17 protein-coding genes are annotated in these 22405 nt (G+C 38.3%); 7 read left to right on the plus strand and 10 right to left on the minus strand.

All coding sequences use genetic code 11. The features are described from left to right. Positions 1-30: 30 nt before the first annotated feature. A complete protein-coding gene (locus ACULLH_RS16405) occupies positions 31-3348 on the plus strand; it encodes a VCBS repeat-containing protein (protein WP_454089836.1) in 3318 nt (1105 codons plus the stop codon). Between the two features lie 139 nt (positions 3349-3487). Further along, positions 3488-5851, plus strand: coding sequence for a glycoside hydrolase family 3 N-terminal domain-containing protein (locus tag ACULLH_RS16410; protein WP_454089837.1), 2364 nt, complete (start codon positions 3488-3490; stop codon positions 5849-5851). A 309-nt stretch (positions 5852-6160) separates the two neighbouring features. Here the strand turns inward: ACULLH_RS16410 and fucP are convergent, their stop codons facing one another. The 10 genes from fucP to ACULLH_RS16460 all read right to left on the minus strand — a co-directional run bounded on the left by fucP (position 6161) and on the right by ACULLH_RS16460 (position 16184). After that, entirely contained in the window at positions 6161-7441 is a 1281-nt protein-coding gene (gene fucP, locus ACULLH_RS16415) for an L-fucose:H+ symporter permease (RefSeq protein WP_454089838.1), read from the minus strand. 20 nt (positions 7442-7461) lie between these two features. Further along, positions 7462-8676: a UxaA family hydrolase gene (locus ACULLH_RS16420; protein ID WP_454089839.1), complete on the minus strand. Its 1215-nt coding sequence runs from the start codon at positions 8674-8676 to the stop codon at positions 7462-7464. Continuing rightward, the gene (locus tag ACULLH_RS16425; RefSeq protein ID WP_454089840.1) at positions 8673-8966 is read right to left on the minus strand and encodes a UxaA family hydrolase; all 294 of its coding nucleotides are present in this window, start codon (positions 8964-8966) and stop codon (positions 8673-8675) included. The genes ACULLH_RS16420 and ACULLH_RS16425 overlap by 4 nt, the downstream gene beginning before the upstream one ends. Then, the gene (locus tag ACULLH_RS16430) at positions 8953-9609 is read right to left on the minus strand and encodes an RraA family protein (RefSeq protein ID WP_454089841.1); all 657 of its coding nucleotides are present in this window, start codon (positions 9607-9609) and stop codon (positions 8953-8955) included. The genes ACULLH_RS16425 and ACULLH_RS16430 overlap by 14 nt, the downstream gene beginning before the upstream one ends. Positions 9610-9647: 38 nt before the next feature. After that, positions 9648-10712 (minus strand): alpha-L-fucosidase, encoded by a 1065-nt coding sequence (locus ACULLH_RS16435; protein ID WP_454089842.1) that lies wholly within the window; start codon positions 10710-10712, stop codon positions 9648-9650. A gap of 210 nt (positions 10713-10922) precedes the next feature. Continuing rightward, on the minus strand, positions 10923-12110 hold the full coding sequence (locus tag ACULLH_RS16440) for an alpha-hydroxy acid oxidase (protein ID WP_454089843.1): 1188 nt from the start codon (positions 12108-12110) through the stop codon (positions 10923-10925). 126 nt (positions 12111-12236) lie between these two features. After that, complete coding sequence (locus tag ACULLH_RS16445) at positions 12237-13016, minus strand: SDR family oxidoreductase (protein WP_454089844.1); 780 nt, start codon at positions 13014-13016, stop codon at positions 12237-12239. Positions 13017-13140: 124 nt separating this feature from the next. Beyond that, positions 13141-13995: a fumarylacetoacetate hydrolase family protein gene (locus tag ACULLH_RS16450; RefSeq protein ID WP_454089845.1), complete on the minus strand. Its 855-nt coding sequence runs from the start codon at positions 13993-13995 to the stop codon at positions 13141-13143. Between the two features lie 26 nt (positions 13996-14021). Beyond that, entirely contained in the window at positions 14022-14801 is a 780-nt protein-coding gene (locus tag ACULLH_RS16455) for an SDR family NAD(P)-dependent oxidoreductase (RefSeq protein WP_454089938.1), read from the minus strand. Between the two features lie 6 nt (positions 14802-14807). Next, positions 14808-16184, minus strand: coding sequence for an alpha-L-fucosidase (locus tag ACULLH_RS16460; RefSeq protein ID WP_454089846.1), 1377 nt, complete (start codon positions 16182-16184; stop codon positions 14808-14810). A gap of 267 nt (positions 16185-16451) precedes the next feature. Between ACULLH_RS16460 and ACULLH_RS16465 the strand changes: the two genes are divergently transcribed. The 5 genes from ACULLH_RS16465 (at position 16452) to ACULLH_RS16485 (ending at position 22394) form a co-directional block, all read left to right on the plus strand. Continuing rightward, positions 16452-17312, plus strand: coding sequence for an AraC family transcriptional regulator (locus ACULLH_RS16465; RefSeq protein ID WP_454089847.1), 861 nt, complete (start codon positions 16452-16454; stop codon positions 17310-17312). Between the two features lie 296 nt (positions 17313-17608). Next, a complete protein-coding gene (locus ACULLH_RS16470; RefSeq protein WP_454089848.1) occupies positions 17609-19591 on the plus strand; it encodes a tetratricopeptide repeat protein in 1983 nt (660 codons plus the stop codon). Then, complete coding sequence (locus tag ACULLH_RS16475) at positions 19588-20337, plus strand: LytR/AlgR family response regulator transcription factor (protein WP_454089849.1); 750 nt, start codon at positions 19588-19590, stop codon at positions 20335-20337. Before ACULLH_RS16470 ends, ACULLH_RS16475 begins: the two co-directional genes overlap by 4 nt. A gap of 253 nt (positions 20338-20590) precedes the next feature. Then, positions 20591-21199, plus strand: a complete 609-nt coding sequence (locus tag ACULLH_RS16480) for a Crp/Fnr family transcriptional regulator (protein WP_454089850.1) — start codon at positions 20591-20593, stop codon at positions 21197-21199. A gap of 208 nt (positions 21200-21407) precedes the next feature. Next, positions 21408-22394 (plus strand): VOC family protein, encoded by a 987-nt coding sequence (locus ACULLH_RS16485; RefSeq protein WP_454089851.1) that lies wholly within the window; start codon positions 21408-21410, stop codon positions 22392-22394. Positions 22395-22405: the final 11 nt, after the last annotated feature.

Raw genomic sequence — 22405 nt, forward strand, 5'->3', positions numbered from 1 at the left:
TTAAAGATTAATTTGTAAATGATTGGTAAAATGTCTTCAATAAAGGTTAAAAGTAACATCTACTTATTTTGGTTATCCCTATTCTTGATATTATTTTCCTGCACTGATGAAAGGGAGGAGCGATTAGGTTTGTTCAAACGTTTGGATTCTTCTCAAACTGGAGTGGAATTTGCAAACAATCTTACAGAGAGTGATAGCTTAAATTATTTTGTTTATCCCTATATCTATATGGGAGGTGGGGTAGCAGTTGGGGACATCAACAATGATGGGCTGAAAGATGTGTTCTTTACGGGAAATATGGTGCCAAACAAACTGTATTTAAATAGAGGAGAACTAAAATTTGAGGACATTTCTGTAGCGGCCAATGTACAAGGTGATGAAAGTTGGTTTACTGGAGTTACAATGGCTGATATCAATGATGATGGTTTCTTGGATATCTATTGCTCGGTAAGTGGCATAACCGGGTCAAAAAAGAACAGATTGTATATTAATAATAGGGACTTGACCTTTACGGAAAGTGCAGAAGATTATGGCATTGATTGCGAAGGAAATAGCGTTCAATCTACCTTTTTTGATTTTGATTTGGATGGAGATTTGGATTTGTATGTTGCAAACTATCCAATTACCAAATTCAATGCTCCTCCAAGCCTTTATCGTTATAAAATGGATCATACTCAAAAGGATGAAACCGACAAGCTATATAGGAATGACAATGGGAAATTTACTGATATCACTGATTCCTCGGGATTACGATCCTTTGGATTATCCCTGAGCGCGACCGTGGGTGATCTTAACAATGATGGTTGGCCAGATCTTTATGTTTCCAATGACTTTGCTTCGCCAGATTATTTGTTCATAAACAATAAGGATGGAACTTTTACAGAGCAAATCAAAAAAGCTACTTCACACACGGCTTTTTATGGTATGGGGGTAGATATAGCCGATTTTAATAATGATCAATTATTGGATGTGCTTCAGGTGGATATGGCATCGGACAATAACCGACGCCAAAAAGCGAATATGGCCAGTATGAACCCAGACCTATTTTGGTCTACTGTAAGTTATGGATTGCATTATCAATATATGCAGAACAATTTGCAGCTAAACAATGGAATGGTCATTGATTCAATACCTCATTTTAGTGATATTTCAAACATTGGAGGGTTGTCTTCAACGGATTGGAGTTGGGGACCATTGTTTGCTGATTTGGATAATGATGGTCTTAAAGACATATTCATCTCGAATGGTACCCGAAGAGAAATCAATAACAGGGATTATTTCAATCAGATTAAGAGAACAAGGCTTTCCAAAGAAATTTTATTGGAAAAATCCTTGGCAATCCCAAGCGAGAAAATAGACAATTTTGTATTCAAAAATCTTGGAAATCTTCGGTTTGAAAAGGCGAATTACTTATGGGGCATAGAGCATGAGGGGTTCTCAAACGGAGCAGTATATGCCGATTTGGACAATGACGGAGATTTGGAAATTATAACAAACAATATTGATGACAGGGCCTCCATTTTTGAGAATTTTGCAGCAAACCTGAATAACTTTTTAAACATTGATTTTGAAGGGTCACAAGGTAATAGATTTGGAGTTGGAAACCGGGTCTATCTTACCTCGGGAGGGGTGACACAGATGCAAGAACTTACGTTGACCAGAGGTTTTCAGTCCTCTATAGCACCTGAAGTTCATTTTGGGCTTGAACAAAACACAATAATAGATAGCTTAAAGGTTGTGTGGACAGATGGAAACACCCAAATACTGACTAATGTAAAACCAAATCAAAAATTAACTTTGAGGTATAAAGATGCCACAGAGCATAGAAGCACAATAACCCTTAGCTCAAATACATTGTTCCAATCAGAAGGAGAATTTGCATTTCCAAGACATAAACATAGTGAAAATATCTATGATGATTTTGGGGATCAAATATTACTACCACATAAGATGTCCACATTGGGACCTAATTTGGCGGTGGGAGATATCAATGGCGATGGGCGTGATGATTTTTATGTTGGGGGGTCTTCAAATTATCCGGGAAATCTTTTTGTTCAAACTGAATCAGGATTCAAAAAAATGTATGAAGAAGTCTTCGAAAAGGACCAATTATGTGAAGATGCGGGTGCAGTGATTTTCGATGCGGACCAAGATGGTGATAATGACTTATATGTTGTAAGTGGAGGATATGAATTTGATTTTGATTCAGATAGGTTGCAAGATCGTTTATATATTAATGAAAATGGCAGTTTAGTAAAGGCTGATGAATTTTCCTTGCCTAAGATGATCTCAAGTGGTTCAAGGGTCTATGCAGCTGATTTTGATAAGGATGGGAAGAAAGATTTGCTCGTTCTGGGAAGGCAGACGCCTAGGAATTATCCGTCCCCTGCAAGAACTTACTTGCTAAAGAATGCCACCGAGAATGGAGATGTACGGTTCGTGGATGCCTCAAACCTGTTTCCAGAGGATTTCAATCCATTGGGAATGGCTACAAGTGCTTCAATAGTTGATATAGATAATGATGATTTGTTGGATATTGTGATAGTTGGGGAATGGATGCCAATAAAGGTCTTTAAGAATAGCAAGTATGGCTTTAAAGATGTCTCAAAGAATGTGGGCTTGGCCAACACGAATGGTTGGTGGTGGAGTATTCGAGAAGGTGATTTTGACAATGACGGGGATATGGATTTGGTGGTAGGAAACAATGGATTAAACTATAAATATAAAGCAACCAATGAAGAACCCTTCAATTTGTATTTCAATGATTTTGATCAGGACAATCGAGGGGATATTGTTCTTGGGTATTATAACGGAGGGGAAGAGTATCCGGTACGGGGAAGGGAATGCTCGTCGCAACAGATCCCGACAATCAAGGTTAAATTTAAGAATTATAACAGCTTTGCCAAAGCTACCTTAAAGGATATATATACAGAACAAGGGTTAAAGAGTTCCAAAAAATACCAGGTTAGTTCTTTTGCGAGTGTTTTTTTGGAAAACGCTGGCGGATCCTTTATCTCCCATGAACTTCCTAATGAAGCTCAAATTTCAAGCTTGAACCAAATTTTGGTAAAAGATTTTGACGGAGATCAGTTTTTAGATATCCTGGTGGCTGGAAATCTTTACGGGTCTGAGGTGGAAACCACACGGAATGATGCGGGGATTGGTCAATTTCTGAAAGGTAATGGGAAAGGCGGTTTTATCGCGAAACCTGCTGAAGGTAGTGGCTTTTTCGCACCTGGTGACGTTAAAGATATGGCAATTATTACCGTTAACTCAGAACAATATGTTCTCATATGTAAGAACGATGACTACCTGCAAGCTGTGAAGATTAATACGGAATACCATTAATTTTTCCAGACGGGGCGTTTTATTTCTTTAGATTTTGGTGCTTTAAGCCAAAAACATCCGTTAGAGCAATTTTACGGGCAAACCGAATCTTGTTACGGGACATATATAAATGCAAACAGTAGTTAATAAATAATCACAAATGTTTAAAGTAAAAAATTTACCATGTTTGATGGTGGCCATGACAATGAATACAATGCTGCTTATTAATTTTGAGGTACATGGCCAATCTAACAAAGATGTGAAATACCTTTCCTCTAAATTAAGCGTATCTCAGCGAATTAAGGATTTAATGTCGCGAATGACATTGGAAGAAAAAGTCGGACAAATGTGTCAGTATGTTGGTCTGGAACATATAAAAAGGGCTGAAAAGAATCTTACACTTGAGGAAATGAGGAAAAGTGATGCCCAAGGATACTATCCGGGATTGTTTAGCATGGATGTAGCTAAAATGACAGCGGATGGAAAGATAGGATCTTTCTTGCATGTAGTCACAGCGAAGGAAGCAAACTATCTTCAAGAGTTGGCACAAAAGTCCCGACTAAAAATTCCTTTGCTCATTGGAATTGATGCAATTCATGGTAACGGCCTGTACAGAGGAGCTACGGTATACCCTTCACCAATATCCCAAGCTGCAACCTGGGATGACGCCTTGATTGAAAAAGGAAGTTTTCAAACTGCTCTTGAGCAACGCGCAACAGGTTCACATTGGTCCTTCACGCCCAATATTGACGTTTTGCGGGACCCTCGCTGGGGAAGAACGGGAGAAACTTTTGGGGAAGACCCGTACTTGGTTGGGAACATGGGAGTGGCGACAATCAAGGGACTGCAATCTGATGCGTTTAGCGGGTTCCAAAATGTTATTGCTTGTGCAAAGCATCTTGTTGCGGGAAGCCAATCCATAAATGGATTAAATGCCGCACCCACGGATGTGTCCAATCGTACTTTAATGGAAGTATTTATGCCACCCTATAAGAGAGCAATAACGGAAGCAAATGTATTTTCTGTCATGTTGGCTCATAATGAAGTGGGTGGTATTCCTGCCCATATGGATAAAACCTTAATGACGGATTTATTGAGAGACCGCTGGGGGTTCGAAGGCTTTTACGTGAGCGATTGGAATGATGTGGAAAGAATCCATTCTTGGCACCGCGTCGCTCAGGATTTTAAAGAGGCATCTTTTCTTTCAGTTGACGCAGGGATGGATATGCACATGCATGGACCGGAATTTATGGAGCATGTTATTGAATTGGTAAAAGAGGGAAAGCTTTCAGAAGATCGTATCAATGAATCATGTAGAAAAATCCTAGAAGTGAAGTTTAAATTGGGGCTTTTCGAAAATCCATTTGTTAATCCTGATGAGATTGATGGTGTGGTGTTTGCAAAGGAGCATCAACAAACGGCTCTGGAACAAGCTAGAAAAGCAGTTGTGCTACAAAAAAACAATGGTATTTTACCTCTTGGAAAGGGAAATGGAAAAAAGATATTTATTACTGGGCCAAATGCCAACAACCAAACAATTCTTGGCGATTGGGCAGCTCCACAGCCCGAGGATAATGTTACTACAATTTTTGAGGGTGTAAAGGCTTTGGGTGAAAAAAAAGGTTACGAAGTGTCTTATTTTGACAGCGGACAGCGGTCAAGAGATATGAAGGATGAGGATATTGTAACAGCTAGTGATTTGGCTGGTCAGGCGGATATAACCATCTTGGTATTGGGGGAAAACTCTTTCCGTCATGATTGGAGCAATAAAACTACAGGGGAAAATATGGCAAGGGCAACACTCAAACTTTCAGGTAAGCAAAAGAAACTGGCAGATAGGATATTAACACATGGTAAACCCGTAATTATGGTTTATGTAAGTGGAAGTCCAATTGCAGAACCTGAACTTGAAAAAAGCGCTGCTGCAGTGCTGAATACATGGGAGCCTGGATGTTTTGGGGGGCAAGCAGCAGCAGAAATTATTTTTGGCCTAGTCAATCCAAGTGGAAAGTTACCGTTAACCATTCCACGAAGTGTGGGTCAATTACAAATGGTCTACAATCATAAGCCTTCGGCATATGTCCACAAGTATAGATCTGAGAAATATACGCCACTGTATCCCTTTGGATTTGGATTAAGCTATACTACCTACAAATATGGGGCTCCAACGCTTTCAACAAATAAACTGACGGTAGATGGCAATGTAAAGGTGTCGGTTCAGGTCAAGAATACTGGAAACATTGCAGGAGAGGAAATAGTACAGCTATATGTTAGGGACAATTTTAGTTCGGTGACTCGTCCCGTAAAGGAACTTAAAGGATACAAAAGGGTTTTTCTTGAACCTGGGGAATCGAAAGTGGTGAGTTTTGGAATAATCCCTGAAATACTGGCATTTTATGATAGGGAAATGAAATATGTTGTTGAGCCTGGAGATTTTACCATCATGGTGGGAAGCTCTTCTTCAGATAATGATTTAAAAAGTGTGAGCTTGAAAGTAGAGAAGAAAATAAATCTAGAAGATTAATAGTCGAAGGGTTATCGTTGATTCGATAATCTGGGATGTATGTGTTTTTAAAGGGATATTCTTTAGTTTCAACACCGCTCTATGTCCTGCCCTAAAATAGGATTTTTTAAAATAAGAAATGCTAATTTTAAATCTGCTGGTATATTTGGATTTTCAAATAGTCAATGCTGATCAATACTGCACGGATTAGGAAAGACAATAAAACAGCTCCTTTGAAAACACTTTACATTTCACCCCATGGACAGATAAAGGCAAAATAACTTTGTGATTTGTCCCATCATTGCTAAAAGCAATAATCTTTAAATTTTACTATTTTGAATATTGCGTGCTGCTCTGAGTAGAGATTTTTGAAGAAGCATAAACGGCATAAACAAATACTATTACAAACGAAAATAAAGGAACAATAAATGAATAATGGATGCTTTGCAAAGAATCAGAAATGTAACCTTGTAAAGGAGTCAAAACAGCACCGCCTAAAATCGCCATTACGAGACCAGAGCTTGCAATTTTTGTGTCTTTTCCTAAGTTGGAAACCCCTAGCCCGAAAATAGTAGGATACATTAAGGACATACAGCCGGAAATCAAAACGAGCGAGTAAACTCCGACTATACCACCGATGACAATAACACAGGAAGTAGATAGAATTGCCACAAGGGATAGAACAACAAGCAACCTGCTGGGAGCAAGAAATTTCATGATTGCTGTGGAAATAAATCTTGAGGCGGCAAAAAAGATTATTGAAGCCAGATAATAGTTAGAGGCCAGCTGCTCATCCAGACTCATTTCTTGCATTACATATCTAATGGTAAAGGACCAAACCCCAATTTGTGCCCCGACGTAAAAGAACTGAGCCAATATTCCAAAAAGATATTGTTTGTTGTTGCTTAATCTTTTTATCGCAGGTGCTATGTTGAAATCTTGTGTAGCATCTGAGGCCTTAGGCATTTTGACAAAAAAGATCAGCAACCAAAACAATATCATGAAAATAGCAAGTGCTACATAGGGTGTCATCACAGCACTAAGTTCTTCAGACTGTATAATGTCAAGCATTGAAGATTCCATATGATTTCTTTCTGATGCACTTGCGGGATTTAGATTTGACAAAATGAAAGTTTTCCCGATTAAAATACCCATTATTGAACCTATTGGATTGAAAGACTGGGCTAGGTTTAACCGATACGTTGCAGTTTCATCGGGTCCCATTGCAATAATATATGGGTTCGCTGTTGTTTCAAGTATTGCTAGACCTCCAGCCAATACAAACAAAGCAAATAAAAAGTGACCATATAACATTGTCAAGCTTGCCGGGTAAAACAATATAGCTCCAATAATAAACATTCCAAGACCAAAAAGAACTCCTGACTTGTAAGTAAATCTTTTGATGTATAAGGATGCTGGAATTGCCAGACAGAAATATGATCCATAGAAAGCAATTTGAATCCAAGAAGTCTGGAAATCTGACATGCTCATTATTCTCTTAAAGGCGGCCAATAGCATATCTGTCATATTGTTGAACAATCCCCAGATAAGAAAAAGGCATGTGATAAGTACAAAGGGAAGCTTTTTGAATTTTTCGGGGCTACCGTGCATATTCGTCAGATTTTTTTGGATTAACTTGGTAAGCAGCTTGGCCCAATTGGATCGAAGGTTTTATACGTAATGGAGAATTCTTGATGCCCAAGCTTTTCAGATGCTGTTGCTTTACCACTCGCCACGCTAATGACCTTGGCGTAAATCTCATCAGAAATATCCTCTAGGCTGGTTCCAGACGTAATTGCGCGCCCAGCATTGACGTCCATGTCATCGGTCATTTTCTGATAAGTTTGTGGGTTAGCGCAAATTTTGATAACAGGAGAAATTGCCGAACCTACCACTGAACCTCTTCCGGTGGTGAACAATATTACATGACATCCTGATGCTATTAATTCTGTAATCTCTGAATTGTCATTAATGTTCGGGAATCCAAACCTAGGTTCGCCATCTGGTACAACATCTAGAAGATATAATCCAGGTTTTTTTGGCACATCCCCTGGCTTTATAAGTCCTGATATTACCGAATTACCACTTTTGCTATATGCTCCAAGGGACTTTTCTTCTATGGTGCTTAGACCACCATCAGAGTTTCCAACGGCAAAACTTCCGTGCCCCATTATGGTATAATATTTTTCTGCCTTTTGGACAGCTTTATTTATTTCGGCGGCCAGGCTTTTATTTTTTGCCCTCTTTTGGATATCCAAACTACAACCTATCATTTCTCCTGTTTCTTCAAAAATTGCAATGGCGTTATCATTGACCAATTTGTCAAAAGTTAAACCAACGGCGGGGTTGGCGGTGATACCACTTGTCGCATCCGAACCGCCACAAATTGTGCCTATTATTAAATCCTCCATACCGAGTGGAACTTTTTTTGCCCTTTTCAATTCATCTATTCTTTTTCGAATCCATTTTCTTCCAATACCTATGCTTTTATTGGTTCCGTTATTTTCTTGAATAACCAACGTTGAAACAGGTCTTCCTGAATTTTCAATGGTTTTGGCAAGCTTCCTCCGGTTAAAACTTTCACAGCCTAAAGATACCAACAGTACGGCACCTACGTTTGGGTGAGTACACAATTGGGACACAATTTTATCCGCGTGGGAATTGGGATAGCATCCACCAAAGCCTATTATTTGAACACCTTCGTTTTTGTAAGCACTGGCAATTTCGGAGGCGACAAAGTGCGCACATTCCACCAGATATACCACTAAAATAACGTTGCGAATCCCTTTTCTCCCGTCCTTTCTTTCATAACCGTATATTGGTGTAGTGTTTATTGAATAGTTCATTTTTGCTTAGGTATATATGTTGGAATAAAATTGCTTTTAATATTATGAACATGGACATGTTGTCCTTGCTTGATATCTTCGGTGGCTGTGCCGATAACAGTATTAAACTTAATAATTGGATCTCCCTTGTTAATATCTCTAAGAGCTACTTTATGGCCAAATGAGATATTTTCATCAATCAAATATTTATCATCACCATATGATATAATCTCTTTTGCTTTAATATCGACACAGCTCACTAGAACATTATCTTTTTCGGCTAGCTTAATCAAGGTATTAAAATTTTCCATATCGTAGATAAGCTTTTTGGGGATCAACTCCCGATAATATCGCTGTCCTGACCATATTTTCTGTTCGCAATACTTTTTCTGTTTTTTCAATTACTTCTTTGGCGATTATTTTAGGGATAATAACTACGCCATCTCTATCAGCCATAACATAATCACCTGAATTTATTACTACATTGTCAATGGTAATGGGTTGTTCGAAATCTTTGGCAATCCATCTACCAACTACGTCAACTGGGGTGTAGTATTTACAGAACACCTTGAATCCAATTTTGGTTATGAAATCAGAATCCCTACAACCACCGTCCACAATATATCCTCTTACTCCTCTCAATTGCATGGTCTCTGCTGAAAGTTCGCCCATGTGGGCAAGAGTACCATCATTGGGTTGACATATTACAACACTGTCTTCGGGAGCTTTTGAGAGCATCCCGGTCCATTGCAGTAAAGTGTCATGTGGTTCCAGTGAGTCATTATATTCGCCACTAATGGTAAATATTTGTCCCGCCAATTTATTATTTACATCTAGTGGTCTAATGTTACTTGATAGCACTTGTTTTGGATATCCCATAGCGCGGAGGACATCATATACCGCTCCAGAATAACACTTTTCTAGGCGGTCGGCCAACGATTGTTTTAAATCCATGATTGAACTCAATTATGTTTTTTGTCTTGTTCTATACCTTAATTGTCTTGGGCATTTTTGAAGGGTTCCGGATCCCATTCAAGCGGAAAACTCTCCTCTCCTCGGATATAGCGACCAACTTTGGCCAACGTTTTAACATCCACATCCCTGATTTTTCCCAAGTAATTTGGACCCACATTTACGGAAAAGATATTCCCATACTCTAATGCTCTCTTGTAATCATAGTATATTTTTTCAGCTGGTAAACAGAGTGAATCATGTTTGGGGAGTGAATAAAACCATTCTGCTCCACCTTGATGCTTGGGTAGTATTGGATAGGTGAATTCTGCAACCTTATACCCTTTATAACTTGCTTCCGCTTCCTTGTTGTATTTGGAGGTCTTTGAATCTCCAATCGTACCAGGTTTGCCTCTTTCTCGTAGACATAAACGACCAGCTGGTTCTCCATGGTTGAAACCAACATATGCATCTGGTTGGAATTGGTGAATGAAATCTACAGTTTCTTTATGGCTTAACCCACCGTCCCCTATGGCATGGTCAAGCCAGAAAAATTCAATGGGGCCGTATTTGGTACACAATTCCTTAAGCTGTGCTTTTTTGATTTCTGGATTATGCCCACCTTTACCTACAGCGCCATCAACGGCGCCAGGCCAGTTCCAATCACCTTCCGAAAAATATAACGCAAGTTTTAGTCCATATTTGTCGCAGGATTCTTTAAGTTTGGCCAAAACATCGGATTTCAAGGGACTTCTGGTCACTTTTTTGTCCGTTGTTTCCGTATCCCAGAGACAAAACCCATCATGATGTTTTGTCAAGAATAGGATGTAATTCATTCCAGCATCCTTTGCTGTCCTACACCATTGGTCAGTATCATAATCTGAAGCTTTAAAATAGTTGACATCCTTATCCAAGGTAGGGGTCCATTCTTTTCCATAAAAAGTGCTAAAAGACCAGCAAACGAACATTCCAAACTTCAAATCCCTGATTTCGTCTGCTCTATCTTTGTTCTCAAATTCAGTTGAATCCTTCGCTTTTGCTGTTTTATTGATACAGCCGAGCATCAAAGTTGCTATTAGGAAAATCGTTAAAATATTTCTTGACATAAATGTTTGATTGTTTCTCCGAATACCAGGTGTGTTGAAATGTAAAATTAATGTTCAAGGTTTGTCAACTTAATACAATGATTGCAATGAGTTGTACTGTATTGGCTGAAATAAGTAAAAGAAACCTTTTGGGAGAATCTCTTGGTAAACTTTTCAAAGGTTTGTCAACAGATTGATGAACTTGGTTGCGGGACATAAATTACATATTTTTCAAAATCGTAAATGGTTGTGAAAATCAGAAGTTTTTTCACAACATAACTGTTCCATTACCTGTTGAAGTTGAACTTTTAGAAGTGATGTTATATGATTTCCTCCTTTATTTCCCAATGCTGCCACACTGTACATGAATGGGCGTCCCATAAAAGTAAACTGTGCTCCACTGGCCATTGAACGTGCAATATCTGGTCCACTTCTAATACCACTGTCCATCATTACTGTAGTTTGATTGCCAAACTGTTCTGCAATTCTTTTCAGTGCTTTTATAGAAGATTCTCCAGCATCCAGCTGACGCCCTCCGTGATTCGACACAATGATTCCATCAAATCCTAGCCTAATGGCTGTTTTCGCATCGTATTCACTTGCCACTCCTTTCAATACCAATTTTCCTTTCCACATATCTCTTATCGGGGCTATTTTTTCTTCGAAGAGTTTTCCGGAAAAAGTTTCGTCCATAAATTTTCCCAACTGCTTTAGATTTAGGTTTTTTGGCATATAGGGCTTTAATGTCTCGAATTCAGGTCTACCTTTCAATAATGTGTTTAGTGCCCAATTGGGTTTGCCCAATATTTGAATGATATTTTTTACACTCATCTGGGGAGGCATTGCAAGACCATTTTTAATATCTCTTGGCCGAAAACCAAAGGTGGGTACGTCGCATAGGACAACGAGGACAGGGCATCCAGCATTTTGGGCCCTTTTGATCAGGTCATCTCTTAATTCATTTTTTGCAGGGTGGTATAGTTGAAACCAAGCTTTTCCTTCTGTGATTTCGCTTATCCGCTCGATACTACTTGTGGTGACGGTGCTTAGGACGAATGGAATATTGTGCTCGACAGCGGCTTTGGCAAGAATTTCAGGTGCATTGGGCCACATTAGTCCTTGAAGTCCTACGGGGGAGATTCCAAAAGGGGCATCATATGTATGGCCAAAAATTTTGGTTTTTAAACTACTTTTATTGTGCTTCTTAAGATAGGTTGGGATTAATTCAATTTTTTGGATATCGCCGATGTTCTTCCTGAGGTTGACGTCTTCGTTACAACCACCGGCCAAATATTCGAAGGCGAACGCTGGAATGTTCTTTTTTGCTTTTTTTGCTAAATCTTCGACAGATGGATAATTCGAGTTAAATTGCATGGCTTTTGAGAATGTGAATTGTTGGTTTTGCTTATAATTGGCCATAATGTCATGTAAACTACTTTTTTTGGAAACTGCCCGTTTCCCGATTTTTCAAATTTAACTTATGAAGTAATTGAATAACCTTAGGTGATTTTAATTAGCCCTTAACCGTGCAGGGTATAGATTTATTCATAATGCCCTGTCTAAATGTGTATATCCACCATCGACAAAGATTAACTGACCTGTTGTATGGTTGGATTTTTCTGAGAGTAAAAAAACTACCATATTGGCAATTTCCTTTGTTGTTGTCATTCGATTTCCAAGAGGAATTTTTTTGGTAATTTCCTTTAAACGTTCTTCAGGGTTTGGCAAACTATTGATCCATCTATTATAAAGCGGTGTAAAACACTCAGCTACGATTACCGAGTTGACTCTGATATTATAAGGTAATAGTTCAACCGCCCATTCTCTGGTCAACGCATTTCGGCCACCGTTGGATGCGGCGTACCCTGAAGTTCCACCTTGACCGGTAAACGATGTTTTTGAACCAATATTAACAATTGAACCCTTGCTTCTTTTTAATTCTGGTAGAGCATAATTGGCCATAAGATAGTAATGTCCCAAATTTCGTCTCAAGGATGTCACGAAATCTTCAAAATTGCCATGCTCTAATCCAACCCCATCGTTCACTCCTGCATTGTTTACAAGGCCGTCAATTCTTCCATATTTTTTTAGCACCCTGTTCACTGCATCTTTGCATTGACTCGGTTCGGTAAGTTCTGCAAGAGCATAATATGCCTTTTGTTTTTTTTCTTTTAAATGCTTAACCGCATCAAGTACATTCTCTTTGTTTCGACCGATGATCACTGGGATAGCCCCTTCTTCGGCAAGCATGTTGACAATACCATTGCCAATGCCCTTGGATCCACCCGTCACTATGATTACTTTATCTTTAAGGCCTAAATTCATTTGTATTGGTTTACTTTATTTATCTTATTGGTGAATCTTAATGAGGTTAAAGAGTTTTTTCTGTACCAAGAAAACAGTTGGTCAAAGGATTATGATTGCATTCTGCCAAAAGAATGGTTCATGGTTATTTTGTGGACTTGATTTGTTGGTTGGAAACTCCAAGCCCATCAATTCCAAGTTCAACGATATCACCTGGTTTCAGGTATTGTGGTGGAGACTGGCCCAGACCTACGCCAAAGGGGGTTCCTGTAGATATCAGATCACCAGGTAGCAATGTCATAAATTGGCTTATATAGCTTACCAGTTTTGGAATGCTGAAAATAAAATCCGAGGTGTTGCCATCTTGCTTGGTCTGCCCATTGACCTTAAGCCATAGATTTAAGTTGTGCGGATCTTTAATTTGGTCTTTAGTGACCAAATATGGTCCTAGGGGTGCAAACGTATTGCAACTTTTTCCCTTTACCCATTGCCCCTCGCGTTCTAACTGGAAATCTCGTTCGCTATAGTCGTTATGCAAGACATAACCGGCGACATGGTCCATTGCATCCTTTTCCTCTATATATGATGCCTTTTTTCCGATTACAACCGCTAACTCTACCTCCCAATCTGTCTTTTGACTCCCTATTGGAATAAGGACATCATCATTAGGGCCAATTATGGCCGACGTAGCTTTAAAAAAAAGTACTGGTTCTTTGGGGATTGGCATGCCACTTTCTGCGGCATGTTTGGCATAGTTAAGCCCAACACAAATAATTTTCGAAGGACGGCTTAACGGAGCGCCCAATCTGATTTCCTTTGGAATAATTGGGCAATTGGATATATTGTTCACTAACCATTTTGCAAGTTCCCCAATCTTTCTGTTTTCAAAAAATGATTCGTCATAATCTGAAATAAAATGGCTTACATCCAAACGCGTGCCATTTTCAAGTTCGACTCCGGGCTTTTCATTGCCATCTAGACCAAATCTAATTAGTTTCATGTAACGTTTTTATGTTGTAAATTTTGTTATCCATTCAATTTAATGAACCCTCCATCTATTGGAAAGTCACTGCCCGTTATGAAAGAAGCTTCGTTGGAGCATAGAAATATGGCCAAACTTGCAATTTCGTCAGGATTTGCCATTCGTCCAATTGGCTGTGTTTTAGAAAGTGCTCTGAACATCTCCTTTTCTTTGCCTGGGTAGTTCTTGGAAATGAAGCCATCAACAAATGGAGTGTGTACTCTAGCAGGTGATATGCAATTACATCTAATACCATGATTAATGTAATCTTTAGCTATTGAGTAGGTCATAGTGAGTACCGCTCCTTTGGTCATAGAGTACGCAAATCGATCAGATATGCCTACAGAGGACGCAATAGAGGCCATGTTAAGAATTACCCCGCTATTGCGTTTCTTCATGTTTTTGATAACAGCCCGTGTACAATTGTAAACTCCTTTGATATTGACTTGGTAAAGCCTATCCATGTCGTCTTCGGAGGTATCCTCTATGTCTCCGATGTGAGCTATACCAGCATTATTGATAAGAACATCGATATCTCCAACTGAACTTATCTTTTCAATTGTTTTCTTTACTTCATACTGATTGGACACATCACACTGAAAGGCTTGAGCATCTAGACCAGATACTTGAATGTCCATGGCTACATCTGTGGCATTACCGAAGTTATGATCCAAGATGTAGACTTGCGCTCCTTGCCGGGCAAAATGCCATGAGAGAGACTTGCCTATTCCACTGCCACCCCCTGTTATCAAAACACCTTTTCCCTTATAACTAAATGATGTCATCATCCACTATTCTAAGATAATTTCAATTATTGTATCAATGGAATCCATTTTTTGGATTGGGATATTGATTGTGGTGCCCTGTCTATTTTTTTTATACTCCAAGGCCGTTTTATCCTTGAATAGTCTAATATGCTTTAGGTCACCATCCAGATTTTCAAGAAGAACCTGATTTTCCTCACTGTTCAAAAGATGGATATATATTGTTTTGCCTCTTTGGGTGGAGGTAAATGAGTCTTTTTTGATTACAGGCCCCCCTCTTGTGTTATAAATAGTTTCTCCATATAGCTCCATCCATTTTCCTAACTTTTTTAAAATGTCTATATGTTCTCGTTGGATTCTACCATCGGGCATTGGTCCGACATTTAACAAAAAGTTGGCGTCACTGCCTGCTGCCTTAACAACGTATCTAATCAAATCATCCAAAGATTTGTGATTGTTGTCAATTAAGTTAAAACCCCACGAACCATTTATAGTTTCGCAGGTTTCTAGAGGTAGTTGCCCTATGTCTTCTGAAGCCGTTCCAAAACCTGTAGTATTCTCGCCTGGTAAATCCTTTTCGAACATTTGAAAATCCTCACCCGGGAAAGGTGCTTCATGGTGATTGTTGCCAATAAGGAGTTGTGGCTTGGTTTGGTGAATAATTCTATAAGTTTCGTCCAAGTTCCAATCAATATTGTTATTATCAATTCTGAAGTCAACAATCTTATGCCAATCCGTTTTATGAGAGGCTTGATCCCACCACCCGTCAAACCAAAACCCTGTGATTTCATAGTTTTCGGCCAACTCTTTAATTTGGGCATTTTGGTAATCCAAATATGCCTCCCAATTTCCAGACTCAGGTCTGCCGGTACTGCGACCGGTCCAGCCCCTGGGGAAATAATCAGGATGGTGCCAATCCAACTGGGAGTAATATGCAAATAACTTTATGCCTTGTTTTTTGCATTCTTGTTCCAGCTCCCTAAAAATATCCCTGCCAAAAGGGGTGGCTTTGACTATATTATAATCGGATACACCGGAATCGTACATGGCAAAACCATCATGGTGTTTAGTTGTGATTGTTATATATTTCATTCCTGCCTCTTTAGCCATAGAGACCCATTTTTTTGCATCGAATTGTACTGGATTGAAGAGTTGGGGCAGTTTTTCATACGCCCTCGCTGAGATTCCCTTTGTTTGCATTATCCATTCGGCGATGCCTTCTTCACCACCGCCTGCCAGCATGCTGTATAATCCCCAATGGATAAATAATCCCATTTTTGCTTCTTGAAACCAATTCCTAGCTTTTATGTTTTCAGGAGATGGTTGGTAATGCCTCTGTTCTTGTGCGGTTACAACCATAGTGAACAGTACTGCAATCATACAAGGTTTCAATAATCGGTTCATTTGCTTTGTTTTGAGATTTAAAAAAAAAGCCATGCGCTAAATCATGGCTTTTTTGCTAACTAAACTTTAAAAGAGACTTAGCATGTAAAGTATCTAATAAACTATCTATAAACTATCTAACTCAACTTAGATGAAGCAAATTTAATCACGGAGATGGATGAGAAATGTATTTAAACCGCAAAGACCAGTACTTAATTTGCATCTTGGGCCAATTGTATGCAATTATCGATAATTATATATATATTGATGATATGTAAACATAGTAAAATGAAATTACTGTATTTAGATAGAACTAGTTTAGGGGATTCTTCTTTTAGAAGCAATCTATTTGTGGGCCCCCACTTTATTAAAGAGTGGCATTATCATCCGGAGTTAGAACTTGTTTTGGTCCAGAAAAGTAGTGGAACTAGATTCATAGGCGACCATGTAGGGAGATTTGATGAAAATGAATTAATCCTGATGGGAGAGAATTTGCCCCATAAGTATAGAAATGATGAAGACTATTTTTTGGAAAACAACAACCTTGAAGCTATGGCCTATGCCGTTCATTTTAAGCAAGATTTATTGGGGAATTCCTTTAACAAGATGCCCGAACTTGCTCATATAGGAGAGATGATCGGGCTTTCCAAATTGGGTATAAAATTTGAAGGAGTCGCTCCGGAGATTTTACAAATGATAAAGGAACTCAGGAGTCTTGAACCAGCCAATAGACTTATCCAATTGTTGGTTATCCTTGATTATTTAGCACGGCACAAGGATTTCCAAGTTTTGTCTAGTGAGGGATTTATCAATTCGTTCAGTATGTCGTATAAGAGCCTAGATATGGTATATGAATTTATTTTTGAAAATTTTGATAAACAAATAACGTTGCCGGAGGTGGCTGAGATTGCATATATGAACCCATCTTCTTTCAGTAGATTTTTCAAAAGGGTCAATGGGAAAACATTTAGAGATTATTTAACCGAAGTAAGAGTAGGGTACGCTTGTCGTTTATTGGCCGAGAAGAAATATAACATAACAAGAATAGGCTACGAAGCGGGATTTAATAATATTTCAAATTTCAACAGGAGATTCAAGGCAATAACAGGACAAACACCAACACAGTATTCTAAAAAATATCAAATTTAACATTTGTTAAACCAATGTCACTTTAATTTCACATGAAGCTTTATTCCATTAGCTGACGAATATTGTGAAATTCCCTTGCATAGAGTCAAGCACAATTTTTTTTTGGAAGGTTAACTTTTCTCAAATACGAAACATTGTTTGAAAAGAAGGCCTATTCTCTTGGTGAGAAGGAAGATTGTATTCCTTGGAATACAAAAGCACATTTTGCTAAATCAATAATATAAAGGTTGTTGTTAAAAAGAGACTAATTGAATCTCAGAGTGATTCGGAATTGAGATTAAAAGAAATAAAAACCAATGAAAAAAAGTGCATTTATTTTTATCTTATTATGTGGTCTTGTAGAACTGCAGGGACAGCAAACCAACTCATATAATAGGGCATTTATAGATAGCCTGAGGAATTCCGTTAGGTCAGAAAACCAAGTGACAAAATTCAATAGTTACCTTGCGCTATCCAAGTTTTATGAAAAAAGGAGCACAGATTCCTCTTTGTATTATGCCAAGATTGCCGTTGAATTTGCTGTTAGGATGAAAAACAATGACAAAATAGGTGATGCTTATCGAAATCTTGGATTTATTACTTTTCGGCAAAAGGATTACGAGTCAGCAAAAAGTAATATTCATTTTGCACATATGTATTATGAGCGAGATAACAACACCATGGCAATTGCTTTGATGAATTTTGAGTTAGGTGAAATCTATTATCAACATACCTATCTAAACCAGTCTTTAAGCCATTTTTTATCAGCCCTTGATGTTTTTAAAAAACAGGGACCCTCGTTAAGGTTACTTGAAATAACTGATGCAATCTCCAGAATCTATTGGGATTTGGACATGTTGGGAAAGAGTCTAGAGTTTCAAATGCAGTCTTTGGAAATCAATAAGGCTTTGAGCAGTTCAATTGGAATCATGGCATCGAAAAATCGTATTGCCTCAATTTTGAGTCGAGAAGGCTGCTTTAATGAAGCGATAAAATACTTTGAGGAATCAGTTAGATATCATAGCGATTCTATTACCGATGCATTCAGGGACCCTGGACTATTGGAAGAGTTACTGGTGTCTCTCAATGGCTTGGCTGAAGTTTATTATAATATAGGTAAATATAAACTAAGTCTCGTTTGTTCCAAAAGGGCTTTCGAAATCATGGACGAAGAAACAAAACCTAATATTGTTGCACAAGTTTATCATAATATAGGTATGTCGTATTTTGGGTTGAAGGAATTCGATAAATCGGAGGAATTTTTGAAAAAAGCATATGCTAAACTAGCCTCAAATCCATCCAACGTGTCTATACTTTCGGCTTGTAATAAAGGTCTATATCTGTTATATGAAAAAAAAGGAGATTACAAAAGGGCTATGAAGCATTACAAGATATTGACAAATTTAAAAGATAGTATTTATGGTAAAGAAATAAATCAAAAAATAGTGCAACTCGAATCGGCACGCGAACTCGAAATAAAGGACAAAGAGTATAAGGGGTTGATGTTGGAGAATGAAAATCAGAGATTGCAGTTCCAGTCGAAAATAAAGAATATTTTTATTGTTTGTTCCATCATTTTTGGGATTGTTTTTATACTGTATACCACAAACGCTTTAAGAAGCAGGACGCTGCTGGCGGAAAAAGAAATGGCAGTGGCCAGGAACAAACTGGATATGTTGCGTTTGCAGATGAATCCTCATTTTGTGTTCAATGTTATTAATGGGGTTCAAAATTTCATATTAAAATCAGATAGATATGAGGCTTACGAACTATTGGGGAAATTATCTAGTTTGTTTCGCTTGATGCATAAGAATTCAAAAGAAACGTACATTTCGCTTGGAGATGAATTGAAATTAATGAGAAATTACATTGAGCTGGAAAAGGCAAGATTTCGAAAAGGTTTTGAATTTAGATTGGAAGTTCCAAAAATTTTGGAAGACAGCAAGTTAAAGATTCCGTCCATGCTCATTCAACCGGTAGTTGAAAATGCGATAATACATGGACTATCCAACAAAAAGGACAAAGGTTTCCTGAGTGTGGAATTCCAATATAAATCAAATGGCCAGAATTACGTAATATGTGTTGTGGAAGATAACGGTATTGGGAGAGAAGAGGCACTTAGAATAAAAAAGCAAAACAAGCACATGTCACTTGCCTCGCATAATACCATGGAACGTCTTGAAATTTTAAAAAAAATGGGACATGAAAATGTAGATGTCAGCTATGAGGATTTGTACTCGGATGGTGAACACCCAAGGGGTACTAAGGTGACATTACGTTTACCGATTACTGAAATATGAGCGATTTAAGAGCACTGATTGTCGACGATGAACTTAATGGGATTGAAAATTTGGTTCATATATTAAAAAAGTATTTCCCGAATGTTACCATTCTAGGGAGTGCACAATCATTGGATATGGCGGAGAGTGCCATCAAGGAACTTGATCCAAATTTATTATTCTTGGATGTGCAAATAGGTACACGTAGCATATTTGAATTATTAGATAGATTAAATACCAGGACTTTTGAAATTATTTTCCTATCGGCTTATGATCACGCTGTAAGGGCCTTCAAATTCATGGCGATAGATTATTTGCTAAAACCGATAGATATTTCAGAGTTAAGAAGTGCTATTGAGCGGGCAACGTTCAATATTGATAACAGGAGTATCCATGATCATGCCGACGACCTGTTATGTGCTATAAGAAGTTCGAGCATGGAAAATCAAAAAATTGCGGTGTCAACCGCCAGAGGTTACGAATTTGTTTATGTAAATGAAATTATGTATTGCATGGCCAAAGACTCCGGTACGCACTTTTTTTTAAAATCAAAGAGAATAATGGCTTCCCAAGAACTAGGTTATTATGAAGCCCTTCTTTCCGGCTTTAATTTTATAAGAATTCACGACTGCAATCTTATAAATACAAGTTTTGTTGAACAGGTTATTTGTTCAGAGGAATGTCATGTGCTCATGAAAGATGGTGAAAGGCTGTCCATAGCAAAATCGAGAAAGGGAATTGTACTTAAAACCTTGGACTCTTTGTAAAACCCTGATTTCCGATTTAGCCCAAAATAGATCGTTGACAATTCATTTTAAGGTCAGACTCCGTTTAATTCTTCCTGTGGTAATCGAACCGAAGGAATAGAACAAACTTCAAGTTGCTGTCACTTAGGCGACACCTGTGCATTTAGGCATAACCTAATTTCGTATGAAGCATTAAGGAATGGATTGGGAAGTTTAGCATTAGTGCTAATCTGGGTTTCAGGTTATCGACCTCAAAATCACAAAACAAAAAGAAATGATTGGCTCATGTGAATTTTTAGAAATAAGGCATTATTCAAAGGGTGAAGAGATTAGACTTAAATCAGGTCATGTCAATGAAGTCTTTTTTCTTAAAAGGGGGGCACTAAAGATTGTATGCCTTAAAGATAGTGGCGAGGAAATTATAAAAGATTTGGTCAATGAAGGTGAGATTTTTGGGATACTGGGTTTAATGGGCGCCCAAAATAGGGATGATTACGCGGTGGCCATAGTGGATTCCCAAATTTGTGTAATGGATGCCATTACACTTAGGAACATGACGGATATTAATCCAAAACTGAACAAATACCTTTTTAGAATGGCAGGAGCCTTAATTCAGAAGCTTGAGAGCAAATTGGAATCTTTGACCATTAATGATGCAGAGACAAGGATTAAAGAGTTCATTATTAGCTATCTCAAAAGTTTTGGGGTGGAACACCAAGAGAAGCTGATGGCAAAAAACCTTTTAAGCAATGAAGAAATTGGTTGGTTAACATGCACCTCTAGACAGACGGTGAACAAAGTATTGAATAACCTTAGGTCAGAAGGATACATTGATTTTGATAAGAATGTACTGAAGATTGAATTAAAAAGAATCAAAAACTAAGCTCAATTGAAATATGATATTATCATAATAGGTACTCTGGAGGTGGAACGATTGCTGCAAAACTGGCGCATACGAGCAAATGAATTCATCATGAGCGCAGAGGCTTTTTCCCTCCTGTCCTACTGTAAGTCCAACTTTAACCACCGTTATGACCCAAGCCCTAAAGGTGGAAGATTAACTAATTAAAATGTCATCCGAAATGAAATTAATGAAGATTGCAGTTGCTTGTGTTATCTTTTTTTCTGGAGCCCAATTGTTTTGGGCTCAAACTGCGCTTGAGGTACAAAAAGTCACTATTACTGTCAGGGATCTGGATGTGTCCCTGCCCTTTTTTGAAGAATTACTGGGCTTCCAAAAAGTAGGTGAGAATATAACGTCGGGTACTGATGTTAGAAAGTTAATGGGGTTGGATAACCCAAGACTTGTTATAAAGAGCGTAACCTTGCAATTGGGTGATGAACAAATTGAACTGCAAGAATTCGAAAATGAAGAAAGGGCCAATCAAATTCCCATCGACTCAAGAAGTAATGATTTATGGTTCCAACATATTGCCATTGTGGTCAGTGATATGGATAAAGCGTATAAAAAACTTCGAGCTTACGGTGTTACCCATGTTTCTACCGCACCGCAGACCTTGCCAGACTACATTACGGCAGCTGCCGGTATAAAGGCGTTTTATTTCCAGGATCCTGACCGTCATAATTTAGAACTCATTTATTTTCCTAAGGGTAAGGGAGATATCAGGTGGCAACAGCCTTCCCAAAAGATATTTTTGGGTATTGACCATACAGCGATTGGTATTAAAAATACTGAAAAATCCACCTCGTTTTACGAAACAGTTATTGGCCTAAAAACCATGGGGCACAGCGAGAATTATGGTAATGAGCAAGAACATTTGAACCAGGTCTTTGGAGCGCGGCTCTGGATAAGCGGATTGCGAGCTGAAAAAGGTTTTGGGGTTGAATTTCTTGATTATATCGCGCCTCCAGGTGGTAGGAATTACCCTAAAACGAGTAGACCAACTGATCTATGGCACTGGCATACTACTATAAAAATAGAAAATGTGGAACACCTGTATAATCGGCTTTTGGAGAAGGATGTTGAATTCATTTCCAATGGAATTGTTGTAATTGACAACAGAAAACAATTTATGATAAGGGATGTGGACGGACATGCTTTATTGATAACCGAATAAATAAACATTAC

Source organism: Flagellimonas sp. 2504JD4-2, assembly GCF_053642935.1.